Origin of the sequence: Spartinivicinus poritis, assembly GCF_028858535.1 — a bacterium.
Taxonomy (GTDB): domain Bacteria; phylum Pseudomonadota; class Gammaproteobacteria; order Pseudomonadales; family Zooshikellaceae; genus Spartinivicinus; species Spartinivicinus poritis.
Genome location: NZ_JAPMOU010000021.1, coordinates 45,380 through 67,008, shown reverse-complemented (window position 1 = coordinate 67,008; position 21,629 = coordinate 45,380). Strand labels below are relative to the sequence as shown.

Genomic DNA, 21,629 nt, shown 5'->3' with positions numbered 1-21,629 from the left:
CAATAAACGCTTTATACTAATAATTGGGCTCTTGAAGGATATATGGATCATATTATTCAACAAGCCGAGCAGTTAGTCCGTCAGCAGCAATATAATGACGCACTGGCTACCATTCAGCCGGTATTATTACAACAGCCCAATAATGATAAGGCACTGAATATTGCTGCCGTTATTGCTGCCTTGCAAGGTAATACTTATGAGGCAATGGACTACTTTGCCAAGGCCATGCTTGCTAACCCAAGTAATTCTGATGCTATTTATAACCTGTGTGCACTAGTAGGAAAGCAACGTAGCCATGCTGATCAGTATTTAAAACCGTTAGCTAATACGTTAATCCAATGGATGAGACCTGAGTTAAAACCCGAAATGGGTAATTTAATCAAACTCACCTTTGATAAATTGGCATTTAATAAAGCCGAGCCAATGGAGTGGCTAACAGCCATCTTTGAAAATTATGCGTTGCCTATCTTGCTGACAGCAGCTCAACATGATCACTATGACTTAGCTTTTTTTCTGGAAGGTTATATTTACCAGCACTATGTCAAACGGGAAGAATCGGAAACACATTTTGAACAGGCATTTAAGTGCTGGAAAAACCAATTACATGAAGCAGGTCAACGTTATCGAAAAACCGTTGATGAAATGATTGCAGGTGAAAACTGGTCAGCGGGCAACCCACTAGCTGAACATAATTTACCTAAAATCGTCTTTATTTTACATACCAGCAGCACCCTCGCCCATGTGGAAGCACTTATTAGCTTTTTGGCTGGTCATCAGCAATTAGCAACGCCCTTAATTAGCCCGATGGTAATTACTATCGCCGACCACAACACCGATATGGTCAACCAATTACAAGCGCTCAAGGTGCCAATAATAGAGGTTGAAACTGAGCACCCTCAAATGCCCCGCTCTGCCCGTTATGCTTTCTTAAAATCTTATTTATATACTCAGGGCTATCAAACCCTGGTCTGGGTAACCTCTGTGCCTGAAATGTCATTTGCATTTGGTTTACGCCTAGCCAAAACCCAAATTTGGTGGACGATGAAATTCCACGGTTTCTCTTTGCCTGATATTGATGGCTATGTATCGAGTATGCATGTGGATGAAACCTTCGAACACAATGGCATCCAGTGGCATGGTGGCACACTGTCATCAACTAATTGGTTTGATGAAACCCAAACCGCTACTGCAAAACAACTACGTCATCAGTATCCCTATGCTTGTTTATACGGCACTATTGCCCGAGAAGAAAAGCTCAATGACCCACTGTTTCTAAATTGTATTGCCGACATTTTAACAGCTAACCCGGACGCCGGTTATTTATTTACAGGCCGAGAGCTGGACCCAACCATTGAACAGGTTTTTAGCGAACGCGGAGTTGCTCACCGCTGCCATTATGTAGGGTGGGTAAACTCGAAATTATATTGCCAGGTTATTGATATTTTTCTCGATTCATTCCCCTGTGGAAGCGGTTATTCACTTCTAGAAAGTATGGCAGCAGAAAAGCCAGTGGTGATGTTTAATCAACCAAATTATGTTAGTTATTACCCTACAATTGATGCATTAATTAACACCTACTTTCCGGCGAATATTACGACAGTCGCTTTTTATCAGTCAATTGCAACTAATGTTAACGAATATCAGGCTATTGCGTTACACCTGGCTACCGATCCGCACCAATACCAACAAGCCAGTCAGCTTAACCAGCATTTAATTAATGAGTTATTTGCCAATCAACAGCGATGTGCCCAGATATACTGCCAGCATTTTCTGTCAATCAGCCAACAAACATGATTCCATTTATTGACCTAAAAGCACAACAAGCTATTATTAAAGATCAACTTAACCAACGCATTTCTGATGTACTGAATCATAACCATTATATTTTAGGGCCTGAAGTTTCTGAGCTGGAGCGACAGCTGGCTGATTATTGTCAAGTAGAACACGTCATTAGCTGTGCATCAGGCACTGATGCCTTGATCTTGGCTCTTTATGCATTGCAAGTGAAGCCTGGGGATGTGATTATCACGACCCCTTATAGTTTTTTTGCAACTGCGGAGGCGATTGCATTAGTTGGTGGAATTCCGCTATTTTGCGATGTAAATCCAGATGACTTTAATTTAGATGCCACTCAGCTGGAAGTAGTAATTACTGATTTTTATAATCAACAACAGTTGCTACCTAAATCACTTCAACAACAGCTGCCAGATAAACCGCGCGTTGCTGGTATTATTACGGTGGATTTATTCGGCCTACCCTGTCATTATTCAGCTATTAATCAGCTGGCTCACCAATATAATTTATTTGTCATTGCTGATGCCGCCCAAAGTTTTGGTGCCAGCATAAATAAGCAAAAAGTCGGTAGCCTCGCGAGTGATATTACAACCACTTCTTTTTTTCCAACCAAGCCTTTAGGTTGCTATGGGGATGGAGGGGCTTTATTTACCAATAACGAGAAATTAGCTTCAACATTGCGTTCTATTCACCTTCACGGGCAGGGACCAACCCGCGCGGAGCATATCCAAATAGGCCTCAATAGTCGCTTAGATACACTACAAGCAGCTATTTTACTTGAAAAACTAACTATTTTTCCTCAAGAGCTGCAACAACGGCAAAGAATTGCCGACTATTATCAAACCGCATGTAAACATATTAACTTAGCGACCCAGGGCATCAACACCCCATCGAATGAAAGTCAAAAGCAAAGTGCCTGGGCACAATTTACCGTCAAAGCAAAACAGCAGGATCAACGCTCTGCCATTTGCAACGCCCTTAAAATGAATAAAATACCTTACCAAATTTACTACCCTATTCCCCTACACTTACAACCGGCTTTTCACTATTTAGGTTATCAACCCGGTGATCTACCAATGGCTGAACAGCTAGCCAATACCCTGTTCAGTCTACCCATGCACCCTTATCTAGAAGCGGCAGTCATTGATCAAATCGTTAAAGTAATTAAATCCACCAGCCGATAATCATTATTAACCACTGACTATTGTAAATGACCGAATCAAAACAACACTTTGCTACTTCTGGCTCGGATATTGTATCTGGCTTCAATATGACTGATGGTATTACCGATAAATTCAAGCTCACTAAAAATGTAACCGTCCACCAATGATTCGCGAAGGGTATCATGATTGATAAAACGGCTATTATTGATGAACGGGCAATGATTGGTGAAAACTGTAACATCTGGATCAATACCCAAATTCGTGAAAATGCCCGAATTGGCAACCACTGTACTATTGGTAAAGATGTCTATATTGACCACGATGTAATAATTGGCAACGGCTGCAAAATTCAAAATAGCGTTTCAATTTTTTATGGCGTCACTATTTATGACGATGTATTTATTGGCCCCCATGTGTGTTTTACCAATGACAAAGTGCCACGAGCGTTCAATCAGGAGTGGCAAGTAAGCCCTACTGTCGTATTGTCTGGTGCTAGTATTGGTGCTAATACCACTCTTATCTGTGGGATCACTATTGGTGAATATGCCATGATTGCCGCAGGTTCCGTGGTCACACATGATGTTGCGCCATTTTCTCTGGTAATAGGTAATCCTGCTCGTCATATAGGTTATGTTGATAAAGCTGGTCATCGGGTTAACCGTCAACCGTGCAAAGATAATAAAAGGTAGTAACGTGTTGAATCAGTCAATGCCTCCAATTCGAATAGGGCTCCTCGGCTTAGGAAAAATGGGCCAAAATCACTTGCGCATTTTAGCTATGCTCCGCGCAGTAGACCTGGTATTCGTTTTTGATACCCACCAGCAGCGAATGGAGACACTGGCCCATCAATACCAAACCCGTTGTGGAACTGACCTCCAGGCACTGCTCCCACTGATTGATGCAGTGGTGATTGCCACCCCCACCTCGACCCATACCTATTACATTGAAATGTGCAGTCAGTACGTGACTCAATTCTTTGTAGAAAAGCCCTTAGCAGCTAGTATTAAGTCTATCCAATCCATTGCTTATCTAGCTAATAAAAACCAGTTAACCATTCAAGTTGGTTTTATCGAGCGATTTAGTCCTGCCATTGTTGAGTTAAACAATATTCTTCAAAACAGTGGCCAAGTCATCAATATCGACTTTTTTCGTACCAATAAATTAAGTGCACGAATCAGTGACGTGGATGTTATATCTGACTTAATGATCCATGATATTGACCTGGCATTGCTACTGAATGGACCTGTCGCTGAAATTCGTGCTAATGGTTTGATCGAGTCTTCCGGCAAAGTTGGCTTCGCTTCTGCTACTTTAATTCATAAAAATGGGGCCTTTTCAAGAGTATTAGCCAGTCGCTTAACCGAGAAAAAAACCCGGCTGATTCAAGCCACCTGTATCGACCGTTTTATTGACTGTGATTTATTAAGGAAAGAAATTGTCATTAATCGCCAAACCCAGGTATTTCAAAATGAACATCAACCTTATACTATCTCTGCAACGGTGGAATCAGTTGCCGTACCCCCACAAGAGGCACTATTGAAAGAATTAAAAACATTTATTGCTAATTGTCAGGGCAACCCTGTCCCCTTCCCAGGTGTTGAGCAAGCTCTCACAGCAGCAATAATATGTGAACAAATCCAATCAACCATCACTCCCACAGCAGTCACTAAAAACTAAGCAAATATGCGAGATTCTCTAGTTAATCAAACTATCTTAGTCACCGGCGGTGCAGGATTTATTGGTAGCCATTTAGTTGATCAGCTGCTAGCAGCAGGCGCAAAACAAGTGATTGCCATTGATAATCTATTTTTAGGTAATACAGCCAACCTGCATGAAGCCATTAATCAAGGTGGTGTATTTTTACAAGGCGACATTGAAATACCTGCAACCCTATCATTTCTATTTAATGAATATACAATAGATACTGTGTTTAACTGTGCGACTAAAGCATTAAACTACTCCTTCATTAATCCCGCTGATGCATTTAGTACCAATACCCATGGCATCATCAATTTATTAGAGCTGTTACGCCAGGAACAATTTAAAACCCTTTGTCATTTTTCAACCTCAGAAGTTTATGGTACTGCAGTATACGCCCCAATGGATGAGCAACACCCACGCAACCCTACCACAACCTACGCAGCAGGAAAGGCGGCTGCCGATTTGGCGCTAGAGGCTTATGTTCGCATGTTTGATTTGGATGCCTTTATTGTTAGACCTTTTAATAATTATGGTCCTAGACAAAACCACCAAGGACAATTAGCCAGTATTATTCCCTTAACCATTAACCGACTTTTAGCCGGGCAAGCGCCTGAAATACATGGCAGTGGCGAACAAACCAGAGACTTTATTTATGTGCAAGATACTATCGATGCCATTATTCAACTGTATTCAGTGCTGCCTGCCGGTGACAGCGTCAATATTGCCAGCCACAATCAACTGTCAATCAAAGCACTCATTACCGAGTTATGTACCCAAATGGATTATACAGGTGACATTATCAAAAAATCAGCCAGACCTGCTGATGTAATGGCTCATCAGGCCAGTAATGAAAAACTCAATCGTTTAATTAACCCATCGATAACGCCGTTTAAAGAAGGACTGGCAAAAACTATCGAATGGTATACCTGTCTCAAATAATTGCAAGACATGATGATCAGGCTAATTAAACCTTATATATCACTCTCTGATGTTGAAACAACATTTGCAGAGATTTTTCAGTCAGGCCAGTTCAGTAAAGGCAACTATATTGCACAACTGGAAGCTGCCCTGGCTAACCTACTTAACTGCCAATACACATTCACCACCAGTTCGGCCACCACTGCACTCAGTACGGCACTTGCTGTATTAGGGATCGGTCAAGGTGATGAAGTTATTATCGCTGATTTTTCTTTTCCCGCGACAGCCAATGTAGTAGAAAATTGTGGTGCCACCCCGGTTTTTGCCGATGTTGATTTACACACCTATAATCTGCAATCCAGTGACCTGGAAAATAAATATACAGCCAGAACCAAAGCCGTAATTTTTGTGAGTTGCTTTGGTAACCCTTCCGGGTTACTTGATGTCAAACAATGGTGTCAACAACATAAACTGTGGTTAATAGAAGACGCTGCCTGTGCCATTGGTAGCTGTGAAAATAACCAACCTTGTGGGTCAATCGCTGACCTGAGTTGCTTTAGCTTTCATCCTCGAAAATTGATCACTGCTGGTGAAGGTGGGGCTATTGCCACCAACCATGGCGCCTTGGCCAAACAATTAAGTATTTTACTTAACCATGGCGCCTGCAGTCATCAAAATAATATAGCCTTAGATTTTATTGCTGCCGGTTATAATTATCGGCTATCTGAATTACAGGCTGCGATGATTTTAGCTCAACTTCCCAAGCTGAACGATATTATTACCCAACGCAATGCTATTAGGGACTATTACATAGGCGAGTTAGCCAGTCTCGGTTTTATCCCCCAAACTGTAGATAGTAACGTTACTTTTAATTGTCAGTCTGTCGTATTCCAAGTACCTGAAACGATTAGCCGTGATCATTTAGTATTTTCATTAAGGGAACAGCAGATAGAAACGACTTTAGGTACCTATTGTTTAAGCGCAACCACCTACTATCAACATAAATACCATAGCGTTCAGCCTAACGCTGAACAACTACAAAACCATACGATTACTCTCCCCTGCTTTAAAGATGCACCAGTTGACCAAGTTGTAGATGCCATTAAATGGCACCTCTGATTGGACCCGCCTAATCAAATATCATTTTAGCCTTTTAAATACGTCCTTTTTCTACTTAAGTTTACAGTATAAGGAGAAAGAGTATGAAACCTGTTATCACACTATTAGTTTGTTTGTTGCTATCTTATAGCATATACGCTGAAAGAATTAGAGTAGCCACTTCAGACTGGCCTCCTTTTTACTCTCCTAAAGTTGAAAATGATGGGATACTTACTTATATAGTCAAAGAAACGCTTAAGCCGCTAGGGCATTCACTCACAGTAGACTTTTTACCATGGGCGAGAGCTTTAGCGCTTACCAAAGCAGGTAAATACCATGCTTTGTTGGGCTGTTGGCATACTAAAGAGCGAGAAGCCTATTACTATTTTACCAAAAAAATGCTTGATGCTGGTCCCCACTTTATAAAAAAACAATCCGAAAAAATTCTTGTAAAGAGTCCGTCAGACTTAGAAAGCCTGACAGTAGGAGTAATTCGACATTTTGCATTAAGTGATACACTAATAAACTCAATTAAAGAAAAAAAGACCTTTTTAGTTGAGGTTGATTCGATAGCACAACTTTTTGAATTAATTGAATATAAAAGAGTAGATCTAATCCTTGAAAACCCATTAGTACTGAAATATCAATATAGAAATAAGTTTCCTAAACTAAAGTATGAGCTTGCAAGTGCAGGCCCAGATTTCAAAAATGGTTATATCTATGTATGTTGGTCGAAAAAAATGCCTGGCATTAAAAAAATCATTGATGATTACGACCAGTCTTTCGAGCAAGTTTTCAAAGATCAGCGTTTAACAGAAGCGATAAACGACTTGTTCCAATGAGTATTTTCATAAGAAACAGCATATGAGCCTATTACAGCCGCTGCTTAATTGACTTGAAAATTTCACTTGCAGGCAACAGTTGCTCATTAACCTCTACTTGATTGACAATTATTGCCGTATTATCACCACAACCTATTGTCACTTGATCACCTTCAATCAATAATACTTGCCCTGGTACTGCGTAATAAGGGTAAGAAAACTGTTGCGCCTGCCAAATAACCACTCGTTTACTGTCGACCTCAGTGAATGCGCCCGGATAAGGTTGGCTTTGAGCTCTGATAAAGTTGTTAATTTGAGTGGCTGACCAATGCCAATTGATCAGTCCATCTGCTGGTCGCCGCAGTCCACAATAACTGGCCTGCTCGTGCTTTTGTGGTTGTGGTTGCAACTGACCTGAAATAATTTGCGGGTAAATTCGGGCAAGCACTTCTACTGCTTTTTCTGACAAAATGGCCAGACAATCTGCAATGGTATCACTTTCTTTGATTGCGATTTTGTCTTGGGCCCAAACTGGCCCATCATCGATTCCAGCTGTTAACGAAAAAAATGAAAAGCCTGCATAGGAGTCGCCGTTAATCAATGTCCATACTAAAGGTGAGCCACCACGGTACTTTGGCAGTAGTGAATTATGTAAACCAATAAACCCCATCGGTACCTGACGCAATATTGGCTCAGGGATCAGCCAATACCAGCCTACTACCAAACATAAATCAGGTTGCAACGCTGTAATCCAGTCATTAGTTTCTTGTTGATTGGCAACAACTATGAGCTCAATTCCGTGATCGTTGGTAAATTGCTGAAAATCAGTAAAACATGAGCGGGAGTCATGTTGATCGGTAAAAGTGATAACAATTAGTTGTTCATTTGTTTGGCATTGAAATAACTGATTACATACTTGCAAACCTAGCAGTTTACTGGCTAATAACAGAATCTTTTTCGACATCCTCTATTTTTATTGTCCTTTTAGGGAATAAGCTGCTTCTGTTTTATGACGATCATGTGAATAGTGCTTATCTGTTTTATGTTTTTTTAGCTTTGCAGCCCGCACTCCCTGTGCTACAAATAACATACGGTCACGGGCAGCAAACCAGTCCTCTGCATACTCACATTGCTGGTACTCGTCAAAATAAGGGCCTCCTTCTGTATAATGTAACAGTGCAATATCTTCATTGGCGGCATCATAACCAACTAAATGGTTCCAACGACGGGGTAATTCACCAATTAAATCATCTGTCCCTAACCACTTAAATTGGTGCAGCGCTAATCCAGAGGCTTGATTGACATAATCAGGTGTTAATGCTTTACAGCGCTCACAATTAAACAACATGACACTGGACCAGTTTTTCTTTTGATAGCGAGTCTGCACATGATTTAAAAATTTTCGCTGGTTTGCTGGCTCATGACAATGTTTCACCACTTGTACAGCAAAGCGACTATCACGAAGCGACCACAGCTTATTAATATCCTCCTTCACTATCATGTCGCAATCCATAAAAATCGCCCAGCCTTGGTAGTTACATAAATAAGGTACTAAAAAGCGAGAAAAAGAAAAATCAGTGGACTGCAGAGGGTCTCTCTCACGCGTAAAGGTATTGTGCAACTGACTCAACATTAATGGCGTTATTGACACCGGTTGTGACGCATGCGTATGAATACTATGAGAAAGGACATTAAATGCAGCCGCTTCAGCGCGGTCATAACCGATAAATACCCGGATCATATCAACACTTCCTCATTAAGTGAATACTATTTATATTGATATCGGCCAGCCAGAATTAATCTGTAGTTAAATGTTGCAATTCATTGCAAACCCGCTGAATGACACTCTCCCAGTCACCATGATTCGGCTGCCGAAATAACCGCACACTGGAATACCAAGGGCTATCTTCTCTTTTTTCAAACCAATGCCATAAGGGTACATACTGTGTCATCACCCAAGTAGGAATAGCTAAAGCACCCGCTAAGTGCACTGCCGCATTCGACACAGCAATCACTCTATCCAGTGCTGCAATTTGAGCAGCAGCCTTTTCCAAATCATCAAATGGATTAAAGGTCGTATCCACATATATCAGACCAGGCTCTAATGCCAATGCAGCTTGTACCGCATCACCATACTGAATACTGACAAACTGGCAGTTAGGTATTCTCAATAATGGTACTAGCTTTTGCAGTGCAATTGACTTGCCAGCTCCCGAAGACCCACTGCTACTTTGCCAGGCAATACCAATATGATATTGAGCCTGGCTATTATTTTTAATCATGTCCTGACGAAACTGTTTGGTTAATTCTGGATGGGCTTTTATGTAGTGCTTGGGCGCGTGATAATTAGGTAGATCCAACTTAACCAAATAAGGCACATCCAATAAAAAAACCTGGGCATCAATGCGGCTTTGTAAATCAGTGGGAACTGGCTCGTTATCAGGTAACACGGTTATTTCAGGAAAAGAGTGTTGGAACAAACTCACTAGTTTTACATTGCAAGTCAGTACTATATTAATACCTGCTTTCAGTAAAGGTACCAAGTGTTGTACATGCAATACTTGATCACCCACTCCCTGCTCAGAAGTGACTAATAATGTCATGCCTGGTTTTTGCTCACCTTGCCATTGAGGTGCTAACACCCCAGCAATGGTTTTACTAATAAATCCATGATCATGAGAGGATAAATCTTGCCGCCAACGTAAGTCTGACCAACCTTCTTGATAATAACCACTCCGTAATAAGGTGATTGCCAAGTTAGCCCGTATCGTATTGTCATCCGGTTTTAACTCAAGCGCCTCCCGGTAATACTGAATTGCATTAGCTGAGTTACCTTCTAGCCCTTCAAGGTTAGCTAAGGTTCGTTTGACCAGAGATGAGTTTGCTTGTTGCTGACAAAGCGAACGGACAGTAGCTGCCGTTGCAGAATCATAACGGCACTCATGCAGTAGCTGATCAACTAAAGCACTGGCCAAGCTAGTTTGAGCAGTTGTCATGTCCGGTCGCAACTCAAGTGCTTTCGTGTAATAAGTTTGGGCTTGACTGAATTGTTCTTGCTTTTGATAAAGCTGGCCAATTGCTTCAAAGATCTCAGGGATTTGCATTTCCTCTGCTTTAGCTAGATAGCATTGCAATGCCTCTTGGTCTTTACCCTGATTCTGATAAATCGTTCCCAGTAATGAATAAGGTTCTGCCAGAGTTGGATCTATTTTTGTGGCAAGGGTTAACGACTTTATCGCTTGATCAGTATGCCCCATTTTTAACATCAGATAGCCAAGTCGATATAAATAATACGCATTACTTGGTTCATGTTGAACAGCATCTAAAAGATAGGGTAATGCCGTATCATATTGCTCAATTGCCAAATAAATTTCAGCCAATTTATGCTGTACAGCTGCATTGGCCGGATTTTTTTCCAATAACTGAACTAATAGTCTTTTGGCTTCATTTAATTGATTTTGCTGCATTAACTTTACAGCTGTTTCAAATTGCTCCAAGTCCTGTGGATCACTGACGACAGACATAATGTGACGTACCTTTGACGGATAAATTAAAATAACTTATTAAGCTAACAGCATTTGTACCAGTTTACGTGATAAAACAGAATAACAACTACTTTTTTAGGGTTGGCCAATCAATGATAACCCCACTTTGTTTCTTTAGTGGCAAAAAACTGCCTCTTTTAGCAGGCAGTTTTATTTTTATGCCTTTACTTGTTAGCAAGAAATATCCTAGTAATAACCTAATCACTTGATTTTAATTAACTAATTTTTTCAGTTTATTTTCAGTCAGTCTATTGGCATACCCTTTGAATCCCAATTCTACAGCCAAAGTACGCTTGGTACTCCGGTAGTAAATTACCCGTTCAACGATACGACTTTTGTTAAACAAATAGTATCACCAGACGGGTAAGCAGTTAGTAGGAGGGAGGTTATGCCTCAAGTCATCAATACCAACATTCCGTCATTAAATGCACAGCGTAATTTAAATACTTCACAAGCAGATAGTGCTGTTGCCTTGCAACGCTTGTCATCTGGTTTACGCATTAATAGTGCTAAAGATGACGCAGCAGGGCTCGCTATATCCACCCGATTTGATGCCCAAATCCGTGGGTTGAATGTGGCTATCCGCAATGCCAACGATGGAGTTTCTCTTTCCCAGACCGCTGAAGGCGCCTTAGGTGCCATGAAAGAGAATTTACTTCGCATTCGTGACCTTTCCCTGCAATCTGCCAATGCGACTAACAGTGGCCAAGACCGTGAGGCACTCAATGCCGAAGTTCAGCAGTTGAAAAAAGAAATTCAGCGGGTATCAGAACAAACTGCATTTAACGGTACCTTGTTATTAGACGGCACTTTCACTGAAGTCACCTTCCAAATTGGTGCAAATGAAGGTGAAAACGTCACCTTTAGTATAGATGGCGCACGGGTTGATGAATTAGGTGCTTCCCAGTCTGTTGGGGTCAGTGCCCGAGGGACGAATTCCAGCATTGCCCAAGGGGATTTATTAATTAATGGTATTTCTATCCCCAGCTCGAAAACCACGGCAGATACCGCATCAATTGCTAATAAAAGTGCCAGTGCCATTGCCAAAATCGCTACTATCAACTCTAAGTCTGACGAAACCGGGGTAACCGCAGAGGTATTAACCAACACCGTTGAAGGCACTAGCCAAGTCGTTGCAACTACGGCAGGTGATATATTTCTAAATGGAGTGACCATTGCACTATCAACTAACATGAATCTATCTGCCGATGCTAACCGAGAAGCATCAGTGTCAGCAATTAACGCCCGCTCAGCTGAAACTGGCGTAGTTGCAGTGAATACTGGGGCAGATCAATCAGGGATTATTTTAGAAGCAGCAGATGGTCGTAATATCACCCTTGTTTACGATAATGCTGGAGGCGATAATGTCACGCCTGCAGCCACTGGGCTACCAGCCATTGGTAATAATAATATGGGAATCTTTGCTGACATTACCGCATTGACTGCCATGAACTTATCTGATGGTACAGCTGCCGGAGGCTTTACTTTAATTTCCCGCGATGGTTCACCCATTAAAATTGAGCAAGGTCCAGATGGGCAACTTAATCAAAATGTCGGGCTGGCAGAAGGGACTTATGCTGGTACGGGTGCCTTTTTATCATCATTGGCAGCAATTGATAGCGATACTACAACCACCGTAAAAGATAATGCACCACCACTATTAAATGGCGACATTGTGATCAACGATGTGCCAGTGCCTGCAGGTAATCCTTTGGATGATACAGCATCTAATATGAATAAACCCGGTAGCGCTATCACCAAAGCAGCGGCAATTAATAAAGTCAGTGAGCGTACCGGGGTTACTGCTACTCCTAACCCTAACTTAGTTAATGGCTCTGCTATGACACCGGCAGCCAAAACTGGCACTATAACTATTAATGGGGTCATAACTACTGGTATTACCACAACAACCGATGCTGAAGAAAGCCGTATTACTGTCGTCAATGCTATTAATGCTATTGCAGGGCAAACGGGGGTCATGGCAATTGATACCGGCAGTAATACAGGTGGTGTACAACTACTGGCAGAGGATGGTCGAAATATTACGATTAGCTATACGACATTAACGCCTGCTGTCACTGGGCTCGTCGATACCGACCCTGGTGGTGCCGAACCCCAGGCAACCTATGAGTCTTCTTTACGATTATCGTCTGCCAGCCCTATTGTATTAACCACCAATAATGCTAACGGCTTGACCAACCATGGTTTACAGGCAGGCACCTTTGGTGGAGCTTCATCAGGACAGTTTATTAAGGATGTTGATGTCTCTACAGTAGAAGGCGCATTAAAAGCGCTAGATGCCGTGGACAATGCCTTGCAGTCTATTAATATCCAGCGAGCTAATTTAGGTGCTATTCAAAATCGCTTTGAGTCAACCGTTTCTAACCAAGCCATTGCTGCTGAAAATCTATCAGCAGCCAATTCAAGAATAAAAGATGCTGACTTTGCCGCCGAAACGGCTGAATTATCACGAACCCAAGTACTACAACAGGCGGGTATTTCAATACTTGCCCAAGCCAATGCGCAGCCACAGCAAGTACTACAATTATTACAAGGCTAGCGTATCACTCTCAACCCCTGACTGGCATGACTGAATAAGGCAATGCCAGCCAGGCTTTTTTACTGACTAATAATCAACACAAAACACCTATATTTCACTTTTACCTCAAGTATACGACTAAATTTTTTTATTTTTCTACTGACGTAAATTTAGACTACCCATCGTGGCTAAAAGCGCTATGCTTTATAACAATAAACAATAAAAAAGCTAAACTGCTTCTGTAATGTAATGGAATTTCAACCATGAGTAACTTAGTTGAAGGGGATCATGCCTCTCAAACCATTGCCCAAGCTTACAATGAAACCTTGTACCGCAGTGATCCCTTTGTAAAAACCCATCCTGAACATTTGGCCAGTTTAGGGGTATTATTTGGTTTTACACCGGTTAACCCACTGCAATGCCGAGTACTGGAAATTGGCTGTGCAATGGGCGGCAACCTCATTCCGATGGCCATGAATTACCCGGATAGCGAATTTATAGGGATTGATATTTCAAAAAACCAAATTGATATTGCCACCAATCAAGCAGCGAGTCTCAGGCTTAATAATATAAAGCTGCTAAATGTCAGCATTGAACAGGTCGATGAACATTTTGGCCAATTTGATTTTATTATCTGTCATGGGGTCTTTTCTTGGGTACCCGCCCAGGTTCAACAGAAAATCCTGGAAGTTTGCAAAAAGCACCTCAGTGAATTTGGTATCGCTTATATTAGCTATAACGTGCATCCAGGTTGGCATATCAAAAATATTGTAAAAGACCTGATGCGCCTCAGAACACAGAAGTCTTCATTAGAAAACAAAGTTAAAGATGCCAAAGCCATTGTAGAATTATATGCAAAATATGCCGTGGATAACGCCAGTTATCCTTTTAAAAATATTTTTGAACAGCAATTAGAACACTTAAACAATGTGCCTGATCATTATATTTTACATGAACATTTAGCAGACTTTAATATTCCCTACTATTTTTATGATTTCATGACACTGGCGAAACGACACCAGCTAACCTATTTATGTGATGCCAGTTTTAGTGATAATTTTATTAGCAATCTACCTGAAGACCACCAACAGCAAATTCTGGATTATTCAGAAGACCGCGTCATGGTAGAGCAATACTATGACTTTACGGTAGCCCGTACCTTTCGCTCTAGTTTATTGGTTCATGACCAACACCTAATCAACCCTATTGTAGAAACACAAAGAATCAGATTATTAAGCCTAGTCAGTGATCTCAAACTTAAAGAAAAACAGTTTAACTTAACTGATAAGTCTGATGTACAGTTTATTTCAAGAAGTAAAGTGTCTCCCGAACTTACCGCATCAATTCCCATTACCAAAGCTGCATTAAGAAGCTTAGAAGAAAGCTGGCCATGTAGCTTAAGTTTTAACGAGCTATTTCAACAGAGTTATCAAAAATTAGGGCTATCTATTGATGAGCAACAGTCTGATATATTAGAAAAAGATATCCAACAGTTGTGTGATGATATTATCACAGCATTCCAGGCAAGCTCACTCAGGCTATTCAGAGTGAACCCACCATTATGCGTCAACCAAGTCAGTGATAAACCATTAGTTAGTCCATTAATAAGCCAGCAACTTCGCGATAATCAAGAAGTCTTTACAACCCAACATCACGAGACCTTGTCACTCGATAATAATCTCAAATACTTTATTCCTTATCTTAATGGCACCCATACCCAGTCAGAATTGGCCAGCACTGTTGATAAACTTCTACAAACAGGCAAGTTGGACTTCTCTCTCATCAAACAGATGCAAAAACAAGCAAAAAATAGAAACGAAGTCTCAAACTCTATTTTAACAATCATGATTAATAGCCTTATTCAAATTGGGGTAATGATTAATTAAACGCAGGATAAAACTAAAATGAAAAATCTGGTTAATTCACAACCACTCAATACAAACACAGAACAATATATTGTTACCACAATTAACCAGTCTGCTCAGTTAACTGAAAAATCGCTTTTATCCCTCATTATAAAATCAAAAAACTATAACGATCCTACTACTTTTTTAACCAATATTACCTTTTACTTGCTTAAAGGTAATTTAAAGGAACTTAGCCAGGTATTAGTCAAAAGCACTCATATTAAATCCGGCTATCTTGCCAATTTACGTAATGCCTGTGTTTATTTATGTAATGGAAAAACAGATGAGGCAATCAATACCATAATCACACTGGATAAAGAAGCTATACCAAATCCACTACTCGCTGTGCTGGTAGCTGAAACACAAAACATCCAATGTAAGTTTACTGAAGCCTTTTATAATTTTTCTAGCGCAGCTAATGATTTTGCTTTCAATGAGCAATTAATTATTAAATCAAGAAACTGTTTACAACATATCGAGGCCACTAAATACAGTGAACCATTAGTACAAGGTGCCACAGACTATTTAAAAGATACTCGTTTCGATAGTAGAGAAATTGCCAGCCTCATTACTTCACTGATTAAGCTCAAGTATCAATTGACAGAAGATCAATCTAATAAAATAGCTCTTGACTTAAACGATATTACACAAGATGAGTTTCTGATCGAAGCATTACAACGAATTATCATTGCAGATCCTGACATTGAGTTGTTTTTAATAGCTATCCGTAATAACCTGCTAAACACTATTGTCCAACTAGGTGAAATACCCCAGCACATCACTCGTTTATTATGTGCTCTAGCCTTGCAAGGTTATATTAACGAATATGTTAACTTTGTGAATAATGATGAAGCCTCAACGATTGATTCCATTCAACAAATTATCCAGGACTTACTGAAAAATCCTAATACCAGCTTAGAGCAAATTGCCGGCCTGGTTTTATTAGTATCGCTGTATGAACCCATATCTCAACAACCTTATTTTGAGCAACTATTACACTACCCCCTAGCTGACTGGCCAAAGGAGATGCAGCCTTGCATTGAAAAAATACTTTATCATCAATATAAGGAAACCACTCTAGCAAAAACTATCCCTCAACTAACATCCATTGATCACCCAGTCTCTTCCGCAGTGAAAGCACAATACGAGGAAAACCCCTATCCTCGTTGGACAGAAGTGACCCAGTTAAAAAGCCCTTGTAATTATATCAAATACTATCACATTAATAAGCCACCTTTTACCAAACCCAAATTTTCTACTAAATCACTAAAAATGCTGGTAGCAGGCTGCGGCACTGGTAAACATCCCATTAGTCAAGCCTTACTGTTTCCTGATCTGCAAATTATTGCGGTTGACCTTAGCAGCCGAAGCTTAGCTTATGCCAAGCTCATGGCCGACCATTTTCAAATTAAAAATATTAGTTTTTATCAAGGGGACATTTTGCAGTTGGATACTTTAAAAGAAAAATTTCACATTATTGAATGTGTAGGGGTACTCCACCATATGGCACAGCCTGCCGATGGTTTGGCCGTTTTGCGTAAACTACTGGTTAAACAAGGGGTAATGAAAATAGGACTATATAGCCAAATTGCTCGACAAGAAATAGCCAAGTTTCGTGCTGACAATGAATTACAGCCAACATTAAACAGTATTCGTCAGTTTCGTTTCCAGGCGCTCACTGAAAAAAGAACTGAATTTGCTACATGCCTTAAGTTAAGTGACTTTTACTCAACCAGTATGTGTCGTGATTTATTGTTTCATGCACAAGAACATCGCTATACAACACTGGAAGTAGCTAAGTTATTAACAGATCATTCATTAGCTTTTAGAGGGTTTTACTTCAGAAGTCATGAGTTATTTACCCAGTTTCAAAAACTGTATCCTAACCCAGCAAGCATGCTAGACCTTACTGCCTGGGATCAATTTGAGCAACAAAATCCATTTGCCTTTCTTGGGATGTATCAATTTTTTGCCCAAGCCCTATAGATTATTGAATAACGAAAGATTACTGATTGTCGTAAAGCTTTGCTGGGCGGCTTGCAACAAAAAATTTTGCAGCGATAAACGACTAATTGCTTCAGCTTGATCTACATAGAGAATTTCGGCTAAGAACTCCTCACTGACTATATTAAAGTCTTCATTTTGCGCACGAGTACTATCAATAATATTCAGTCGTCCGCCTACCTGACTTTGCACCTCAAGTAAACTGGCAATCGCATTATCCATATTAACCAGGGTATCATCCAACAGTTTTTGTAAAGCCGTTCTACCTGGCCCGTCGTTTTGTGCATTATCTAACCCATCTTGCAAACGTTTTACTGTTGTTAATACATCTTGCTTATCACTCGTATCCACAAAAAACGTGTCACCTTGATTCGGTGTCCCTTCAATTACTACCGCCATACCATGAAAGGATATAGATTCCCCACCTTGAAATGGAATATTACTGGCTAATGTGACTCCCCCCTCCTTCGTGGTGACAGTATAATTTGCTCCATTCGGGACAACAGCTGTTTCTGGGTTAAAAGTAATAATCAAATCATCAGGATAAAAGGCATCCAATGCATCTTGATCGACTACTTGCCCTACTGTAATGGTTGCAGGCGGGTCAGATGTATTATTCGGATTGGCTGAGGTTAAAAAAGTTTTTTGATTACTGGGGACATCTACAAATAAATCTTTACCACTGTCATTAATTGCCACTGTAGCACTAGCAGCAATTTGTAAAAAGCGTTGTCCTTCATCACCTAAATAATCAAATCCCCCCCCCACTTTGTCAATAAATGGTGGTTGACTGGCCTGGAACCCAGCGAAAATAAATACACCATCTGCATTTTTACGATTAAATAAGTCTTTCAGCTCATCGAGTCTTACCTCTATTTCATCAGCAATAGCGGCTTTATCCGACACACTTAAACTGCCATTGCCGGCGTTAACCGTCAGCTCCCTGATACGTTGATAAACACTTTTAATCCCTTGTAACGCGGCTTCTTCAATTTTTAAGCTGTTCTCTGCTGCGTCTAAATTACGCCGATATTGCGCTGCAATTGCCTGTTCTTGCTGAATAGCAACAATTTTTGTTGAGGCAACTGGGTCATCACCTGGGGTTACTACTCTTCTTCCCGTCGCCACTTGTTGCTGAGTATTTAATAACTCAGCACTATTTTTTTGGATTTGATTCAGCCCTAACCTGAATATATCAACTGTTGAAATCCGCATAACCATACCCGTCTCAAATAATTAGACGCTATACACTGTTTAACAGGGTATCAAATAACTCTCTGGCCACATTTACTAATTGTGCTGAGGCATTATAAGCTTGTTGAAAGCGAATTAGATTGGTTGCTTCTTCATCTAAATTAACCCCTGACTCTGACTGTCTCACCCCTTCCGTTTGTGCCAGTAAAGTTTCACTTGCTGCTTTATCTATATCTGCTTGACTGGCATTAACCCCAACAAACTCTATAAATTGAGCATAACCTTCTGCATAACTAGCAGTGCCATTAAATAAAGTTTTATCCGTACTTAAATTAGCTAATTTAAAGCCATTACGGTTATCAGATGTACCATTACTATTAAAGTCGATTGTGAAGGTATCATTAGGTTGTGGCCGACCCTGAACAGTCACTTGATAACCTTTAAAAGATTTTTGCGCAAAGTTAAATGAAGCGGTATCACCAAATAAACCTCCACTGGTGGGTGTAGGGTTAGTTCGTAGGGTTACACCATCGGCCATAGTGACATCTATACTACCGCCAATGGTCGTAACATGCTGATTACCTGCACCCGCAACTGCACCATCTAAGGTTTGGCTGGAAAATGCTCCACCTGCTTCACCATTGGTGACTTCTACACTACCCGCCCCGATAGATGTTCGTAAGCCTACATCTAAGTCTACGCCAGTTGTTGCAAATATTTTTAATGTTGGGATTGGTGGCGGCCCACCTGATTCAGAAACCACCGCCCGAATCCCCTGATTGGTTAAATTACCATTAGTATTAATTCTATCTGCTAAGAACTGAATATAAGGCTGATTCAATAATGGATTAGTATCAGGTGTTGGAACAGGCCCTAAGGCAGGGTTGGTCAAATCTTCCCCGTTCAGAAAAAACTCCATTGTGCTACCAACAGCCCCTGTAATACTCCTTAACTCCACCTGATTAAAGGCATTGGCAGTCACGCCATCGACTTGTGTCAGTTGATTAGCAATTTCCTGAGCTGAAGCATTGAGTACCGTAGCGACATTAGTTGTAGTAATTACCCCAGTAGTAGGGTCTCGCTTAAAAATATCAATGTTCTGAGCTGGGTAATTATTAACAGGATTAGGCGCTACTGGATTAATCACTGGGGCCGTCACTAGCCCAACATTTCCCGTTCCCCGTTGCTGAGTGCTTCCAATCGTTTCATTTACATCGGTAGTAAAGACAGCTTTTTGCGTCCCAGGTACAAATACTTGATTACGAATAGGCGGCACTAGTTGTTTAGGGTTGGCAGGGTCAGAGTTATCCAATACATCATAAGTCGTTAAGCTAGTGAACTTAATAATAATCGGTGGAGATAATTGCCCTGACGTAGCAAAAGCCGGTAATAAAGCCCCCGATACCTGATCATAGACTTGAAAAACATCGCCTTGAGAAATTGACCCAGTTCCCTGATTAGTGGTTGAACTGAGGGTACGAATTGCTGCGGCAAACGCTAACTCTCTTGGATCACCCATCACAGCAGTAAAATCTCGAGACGCTCGTCGGGTAGGCTGTAAAAAGAACGTATCTCCCCCTTGAAAAGAGCCGCTTTCTAAAGCTAGTTCTAAGCCATCAAACTCTAGTGTTTCTGGAAATGAGCCACTGATAGAGCCCTGCTTGACCACAACCCCATCACTGTTTCGGGTAATTGAGTAGGTAAAGTTATCAGGCCCTGGAAAATTAAACGTATAATCACTTGCCTGCATTTGTTGTACATCTTTAATGGTTAATGATACCACTCGGTCAACAGGCAACGCATTTTGGGGATCGCCAAATACGCGGTCCAAAGTAAGTTGCCGTTCATTAACATCATTAAAAATTCGCTCACCAAAACTACCCGTTAAATCTATTCCTATTCGTTGCTGATCATTGACGGTTTTAGCTAACCCAACTGCCACTAAACCTAAATTAGTAAAGGATGGATCCAAAATCTTATCACGATAAGTAATTAAGCCACCTAGCGTTCCCCCTGATAAATCTTGATTAAGTGGTTGATTAGTGCCCTTCACTACCACATTAACCCCTTCATTATTTGCCCCACCTGACTGAGAGATTAATTCAGAGCTACTGCTACCTAGTACAAGAGCCTGTCCCTTACCAATAAATACATTAATGGTGTTGTCATCCTGGCGAACGACCTGTACTCCTACAATTTCAGATAATTCTCTAAGCAGCTCATCACGTTTATCCAGCAAGTCATTCGGTTGACCTGCCGTGCTACTCCCTGCCACATTGGAAATCTGTAAATTTAATTCAGCAATACCAGCTGCTATCGAGCTAACCTCTCCTATTAATGCCTCAATTTCAGTATTCAATGCTTGGTTTTGCTCTTCAAAAGTCGCAAACAAAGTATTAAAGCGAGTAGCTAAGCCTTCCGCTTCGGTTAATACAAGTTGGCGAGCAGGTATTGAGGTCGGGTTTTCAGAAGCCGCTTGCATCGCATTGAAAAACTTATCTAGCCCCACACTTAACCCTGTGGTTTCATCAGCTAATACAGAGTCTAGCTGTCGGATATTCTGATCAAACGCACTTAACTGAAAAAAACTGGCTGTATCTAAGCGTAGTTGGTTGGTGACAAAATCATTAGCGATTCGCCTTATATCAGTGATTTGTACCCCTCTTCCAGAAAATACCCCCCCAATAAACTGTTCTTGCTGGGTATTAAAAATGGTTTCTTGGCGAGAAAAACCAGGTGTGTGAGCATTAGCCACATTATGCCCAGTGGTGGCTAATGCCCGCTGATAAGCTTGTAAGGCAGTGGTACCGATTTGCAGTATATTACCTGCCATGGTAAAACTCCTAAATATAATTTTTATAGAGCTAGCTTCACAGTAGTAAGCTAGCCCTATAAAAATCATTCGCTTTGACTATATAATATTCTTTTGCTGTAATCCGCGATAA

15 protein-coding genes are annotated in these 21,629 nt (G+C 40.8%); 10 read left to right on the top strand and 5 right to left on the bottom strand.

Going from position 1 to position 21,629, the window contains the following annotated elements; all coding sequences use genetic code 11:
• Positions 1-42 precede the first annotated feature (42 nt).
• From ORQ98_RS16285 to ORQ98_RS16255, 7 genes are all read left to right on the top strand, one after another.
• Positions 43-1,794, top strand: a complete 1,752-nt coding sequence (locus ORQ98_RS16285) for a tetratricopeptide repeat protein (protein ID WP_274689864.1) — start codon at positions 43-45, stop codon at positions 1,792-1,794.
• Positions 1,791-2,978 carry a DegT/DnrJ/EryC1/StrS family aminotransferase gene (locus ORQ98_RS16280; RefSeq protein ID WP_274689863.1) on the top strand — a complete coding sequence of 396 codons (1,188 nt, stop codon included), beginning with the start codon at positions 1,791-1,793 and terminating at the stop codon, positions 2,976-2,978. Before ORQ98_RS16285 ends, ORQ98_RS16280 begins: the two co-directional genes overlap by 4 nt.
• Before the next feature lie 161 nt (positions 2,979-3,139).
• Positions 3,140-3,646, top strand: coding sequence for an acyltransferase (locus ORQ98_RS16275; protein ID WP_274689862.1), 507 nt, complete (start codon positions 3,140-3,142; stop codon positions 3,644-3,646).
• A gap of 4 nt (positions 3,647-3,650) precedes the next feature.
• The gene (locus ORQ98_RS16270; protein ID WP_274689861.1) at positions 3,651-4,634 is read left to right on the top strand and encodes a Gfo/Idh/MocA family protein; all 984 of its coding nucleotides are present in this window, start codon (positions 3,651-3,653) and stop codon (positions 4,632-4,634) included.
• 6 nt (positions 4,635-4,640) lie between these two features.
• Positions 4,641-5,597 carry a dTDP-glucose 4,6-dehydratase gene (locus tag ORQ98_RS16265; RefSeq protein WP_274689860.1) on the top strand — a complete coding sequence of 319 codons (957 nt, stop codon included), beginning with the start codon at positions 4,641-4,643 and terminating at the stop codon, positions 5,595-5,597.
• 9 nt (positions 5,598-5,606) lie between these two features.
• The gene (locus ORQ98_RS16260; RefSeq protein ID WP_274689859.1) at positions 5,607-6,695 is read left to right on the top strand and encodes a DegT/DnrJ/EryC1/StrS family aminotransferase; all 1,089 of its coding nucleotides are present in this window, start codon (positions 5,607-5,609) and stop codon (positions 6,693-6,695) included.
• An 83-nt stretch (positions 6,696-6,778) separates the two neighbouring features.
• A complete protein-coding gene (locus ORQ98_RS16255) occupies positions 6,779-7,516 on the top strand; it encodes a substrate-binding periplasmic protein (RefSeq protein ID WP_274689858.1) in 738 nt (245 codons plus the stop codon).
• A gap of 31 nt (positions 7,517-7,547) precedes the next feature.
• Here the strand turns inward: ORQ98_RS16255 and ORQ98_RS16250 are convergent, their stop codons facing one another.
• Genes ORQ98_RS16250 through ORQ98_RS16240 form a run of 3 tightly spaced genes read right to left on the bottom strand, consistent with a single transcriptional unit; the run spans position 7,548 to position 11,019 of the window.
• Positions 7,548-8,459: a methionyl-tRNA formyltransferase gene (locus ORQ98_RS16250; protein ID WP_274689857.1), complete on the bottom strand. Its 912-nt coding sequence runs from the start codon at positions 8,457-8,459 to the stop codon at positions 7,548-7,550.
• Between the two features lie 9 nt (positions 8,460-8,468).
• A complete protein-coding gene (locus ORQ98_RS16245) occupies positions 8,469-9,236 on the bottom strand; it encodes a glycosyltransferase (protein ID WP_274689856.1) in 768 nt (255 codons plus the stop codon).
• A gap of 55 nt (positions 9,237-9,291) precedes the next feature.
• A complete protein-coding gene (locus ORQ98_RS16240) occupies positions 9,292-11,019 on the bottom strand; it encodes a tetratricopeptide repeat protein (protein ID WP_274689855.1) in 1,728 nt (575 codons plus the stop codon).
• Positions 11,020-11,428: 409 nt separating this feature from the next.
• On the opposite strand from ORQ98_RS16240, the gene ORQ98_RS16235 reads away from it, so the two are divergent.
• From ORQ98_RS16235 to ORQ98_RS16225, 3 genes are all read left to right on the top strand, one after another.
• Complete coding sequence (locus ORQ98_RS16235) at positions 11,429-13,600, top strand: flagellin N-terminal helical domain-containing protein (protein ID WP_274689854.1); 2,172 nt, start codon at positions 11,429-11,431, stop codon at positions 13,598-13,600.
• 242 nt (positions 13,601-13,842) lie between these two features.
• Positions 13,843-15,465: a methyltransferase regulatory domain-containing protein gene (locus ORQ98_RS16230; RefSeq protein WP_274689853.1), complete on the top strand. Its 1,623-nt coding sequence runs from the start codon at positions 13,843-13,845 to the stop codon at positions 15,463-15,465.
• A gap of 18 nt (positions 15,466-15,483) precedes the next feature.
• Positions 15,484-17,472, top strand: coding sequence for a class I SAM-dependent methyltransferase (locus ORQ98_RS16225; protein WP_274689852.1), 1,989 nt, complete (start codon positions 15,484-15,486; stop codon positions 17,470-17,472).
• On the opposite strand, the gene flgL is transcribed toward ORQ98_RS16225, so the two are convergent.
• Together flgL and flgK are read right to left on the bottom strand one after the other, a co-directional pair.
• The gene (gene flgL / locus ORQ98_RS16220; protein WP_274689851.1) at positions 17,467-18,705 is read right to left on the bottom strand and encodes a flagellar hook-associated protein FlgL; all 1,239 of its coding nucleotides are present in this window, start codon (positions 18,703-18,705) and stop codon (positions 17,467-17,469) included. The genes ORQ98_RS16225 and flgL overlap by 6 nt on opposite strands.
• Positions 18,706-18,733: 28 nt before the next feature.
• Positions 18,734-21,517: a flagellar hook-associated protein FlgK gene (flgK, locus tag ORQ98_RS16215; protein WP_274689850.1), complete on the bottom strand. Its 2,784-nt coding sequence runs from the start codon at positions 21,515-21,517 to the stop codon at positions 18,734-18,736.
• Between the last annotated feature and the right edge of the window lie 112 nt (positions 21,518-21,629).

Bases quoted from the DNA above. Each gene is read 5' to 3' on its own strand.
- ORQ98_RS16285 (WP_274689864.1), top strand. From the start codon at position 43: ATGGATCATATTATTCAACAAGCCGAGCAGTTAGTCCGTCAGCAGCAA.
- ORQ98_RS16280 (WP_274689863.1), top strand. From the start codon at position 1,791: ATGATTCCATTTATTGACCTAAAAGCACAACAAGCTATTATTAAAGAT.
- ORQ98_RS16275 (WP_274689862.1), top strand. From the start codon at position 3,140: ATGATTGATAAAACGGCTATTATTGATGAACGGGCAATGATTGGTGAA.
- ORQ98_RS16265 (WP_274689860.1), top strand. From the start codon at position 4,641: ATGCGAGATTCTCTAGTTAATCAAACTATCTTAGTCACCGGCGGTGCA.
- ORQ98_RS16260 (WP_274689859.1), top strand. From the start codon at position 5,607: ATGATGATCAGGCTAATTAAACCTTATATATCACTCTCTGATGTTGAA.
- ORQ98_RS16255 (WP_274689858.1), top strand. From the start codon at position 6,779: ATGAAACCTGTTATCACACTATTAGTTTGTTTGTTGCTATCTTATAGC.
- ORQ98_RS16250 (WP_274689857.1), bottom strand. From the start codon at position 8,459: ATGTCGAAAAAGATTCTGTTATTAGCCAGTAAACTGCTAGGTTTGCAA.
- ORQ98_RS16245 (WP_274689856.1), bottom strand. From the start codon at position 9,236: ATGATCCGGGTATTTATCGGTTATGACCGCGCTGAAGCGGCTGCATTT.
- ORQ98_RS16240 (WP_274689855.1), bottom strand. From the start codon at position 11,019: ATGTCTGTCGTCAGTGATCCACAGGACTTGGAGCAATTTGAAACAGCT.
- ORQ98_RS16235 (WP_274689854.1), top strand. From the start codon at position 11,429: ATGCCTCAAGTCATCAATACCAACATTCCGTCATTAAATGCACAGCGT.
- ORQ98_RS16230 (WP_274689853.1), top strand. From the start codon at position 13,843: ATGAGTAACTTAGTTGAAGGGGATCATGCCTCTCAAACCATTGCCCAA.
- ORQ98_RS16225 (WP_274689852.1), top strand. From the start codon at position 15,484: ATGAAAAATCTGGTTAATTCACAACCACTCAATACAAACACAGAACAA.
- flgL (WP_274689851.1), bottom strand. From the start codon at position 18,705: ATGCGGATTTCAACAGTTGATATATTCAGGTTAGGGCTGAATCAAATC.
- flgK (WP_274689850.1), bottom strand. From the start codon at position 21,517: ATGGCAGGTAATATACTGCAAATCGGTACCACTGCCTTACAAGCTTAT.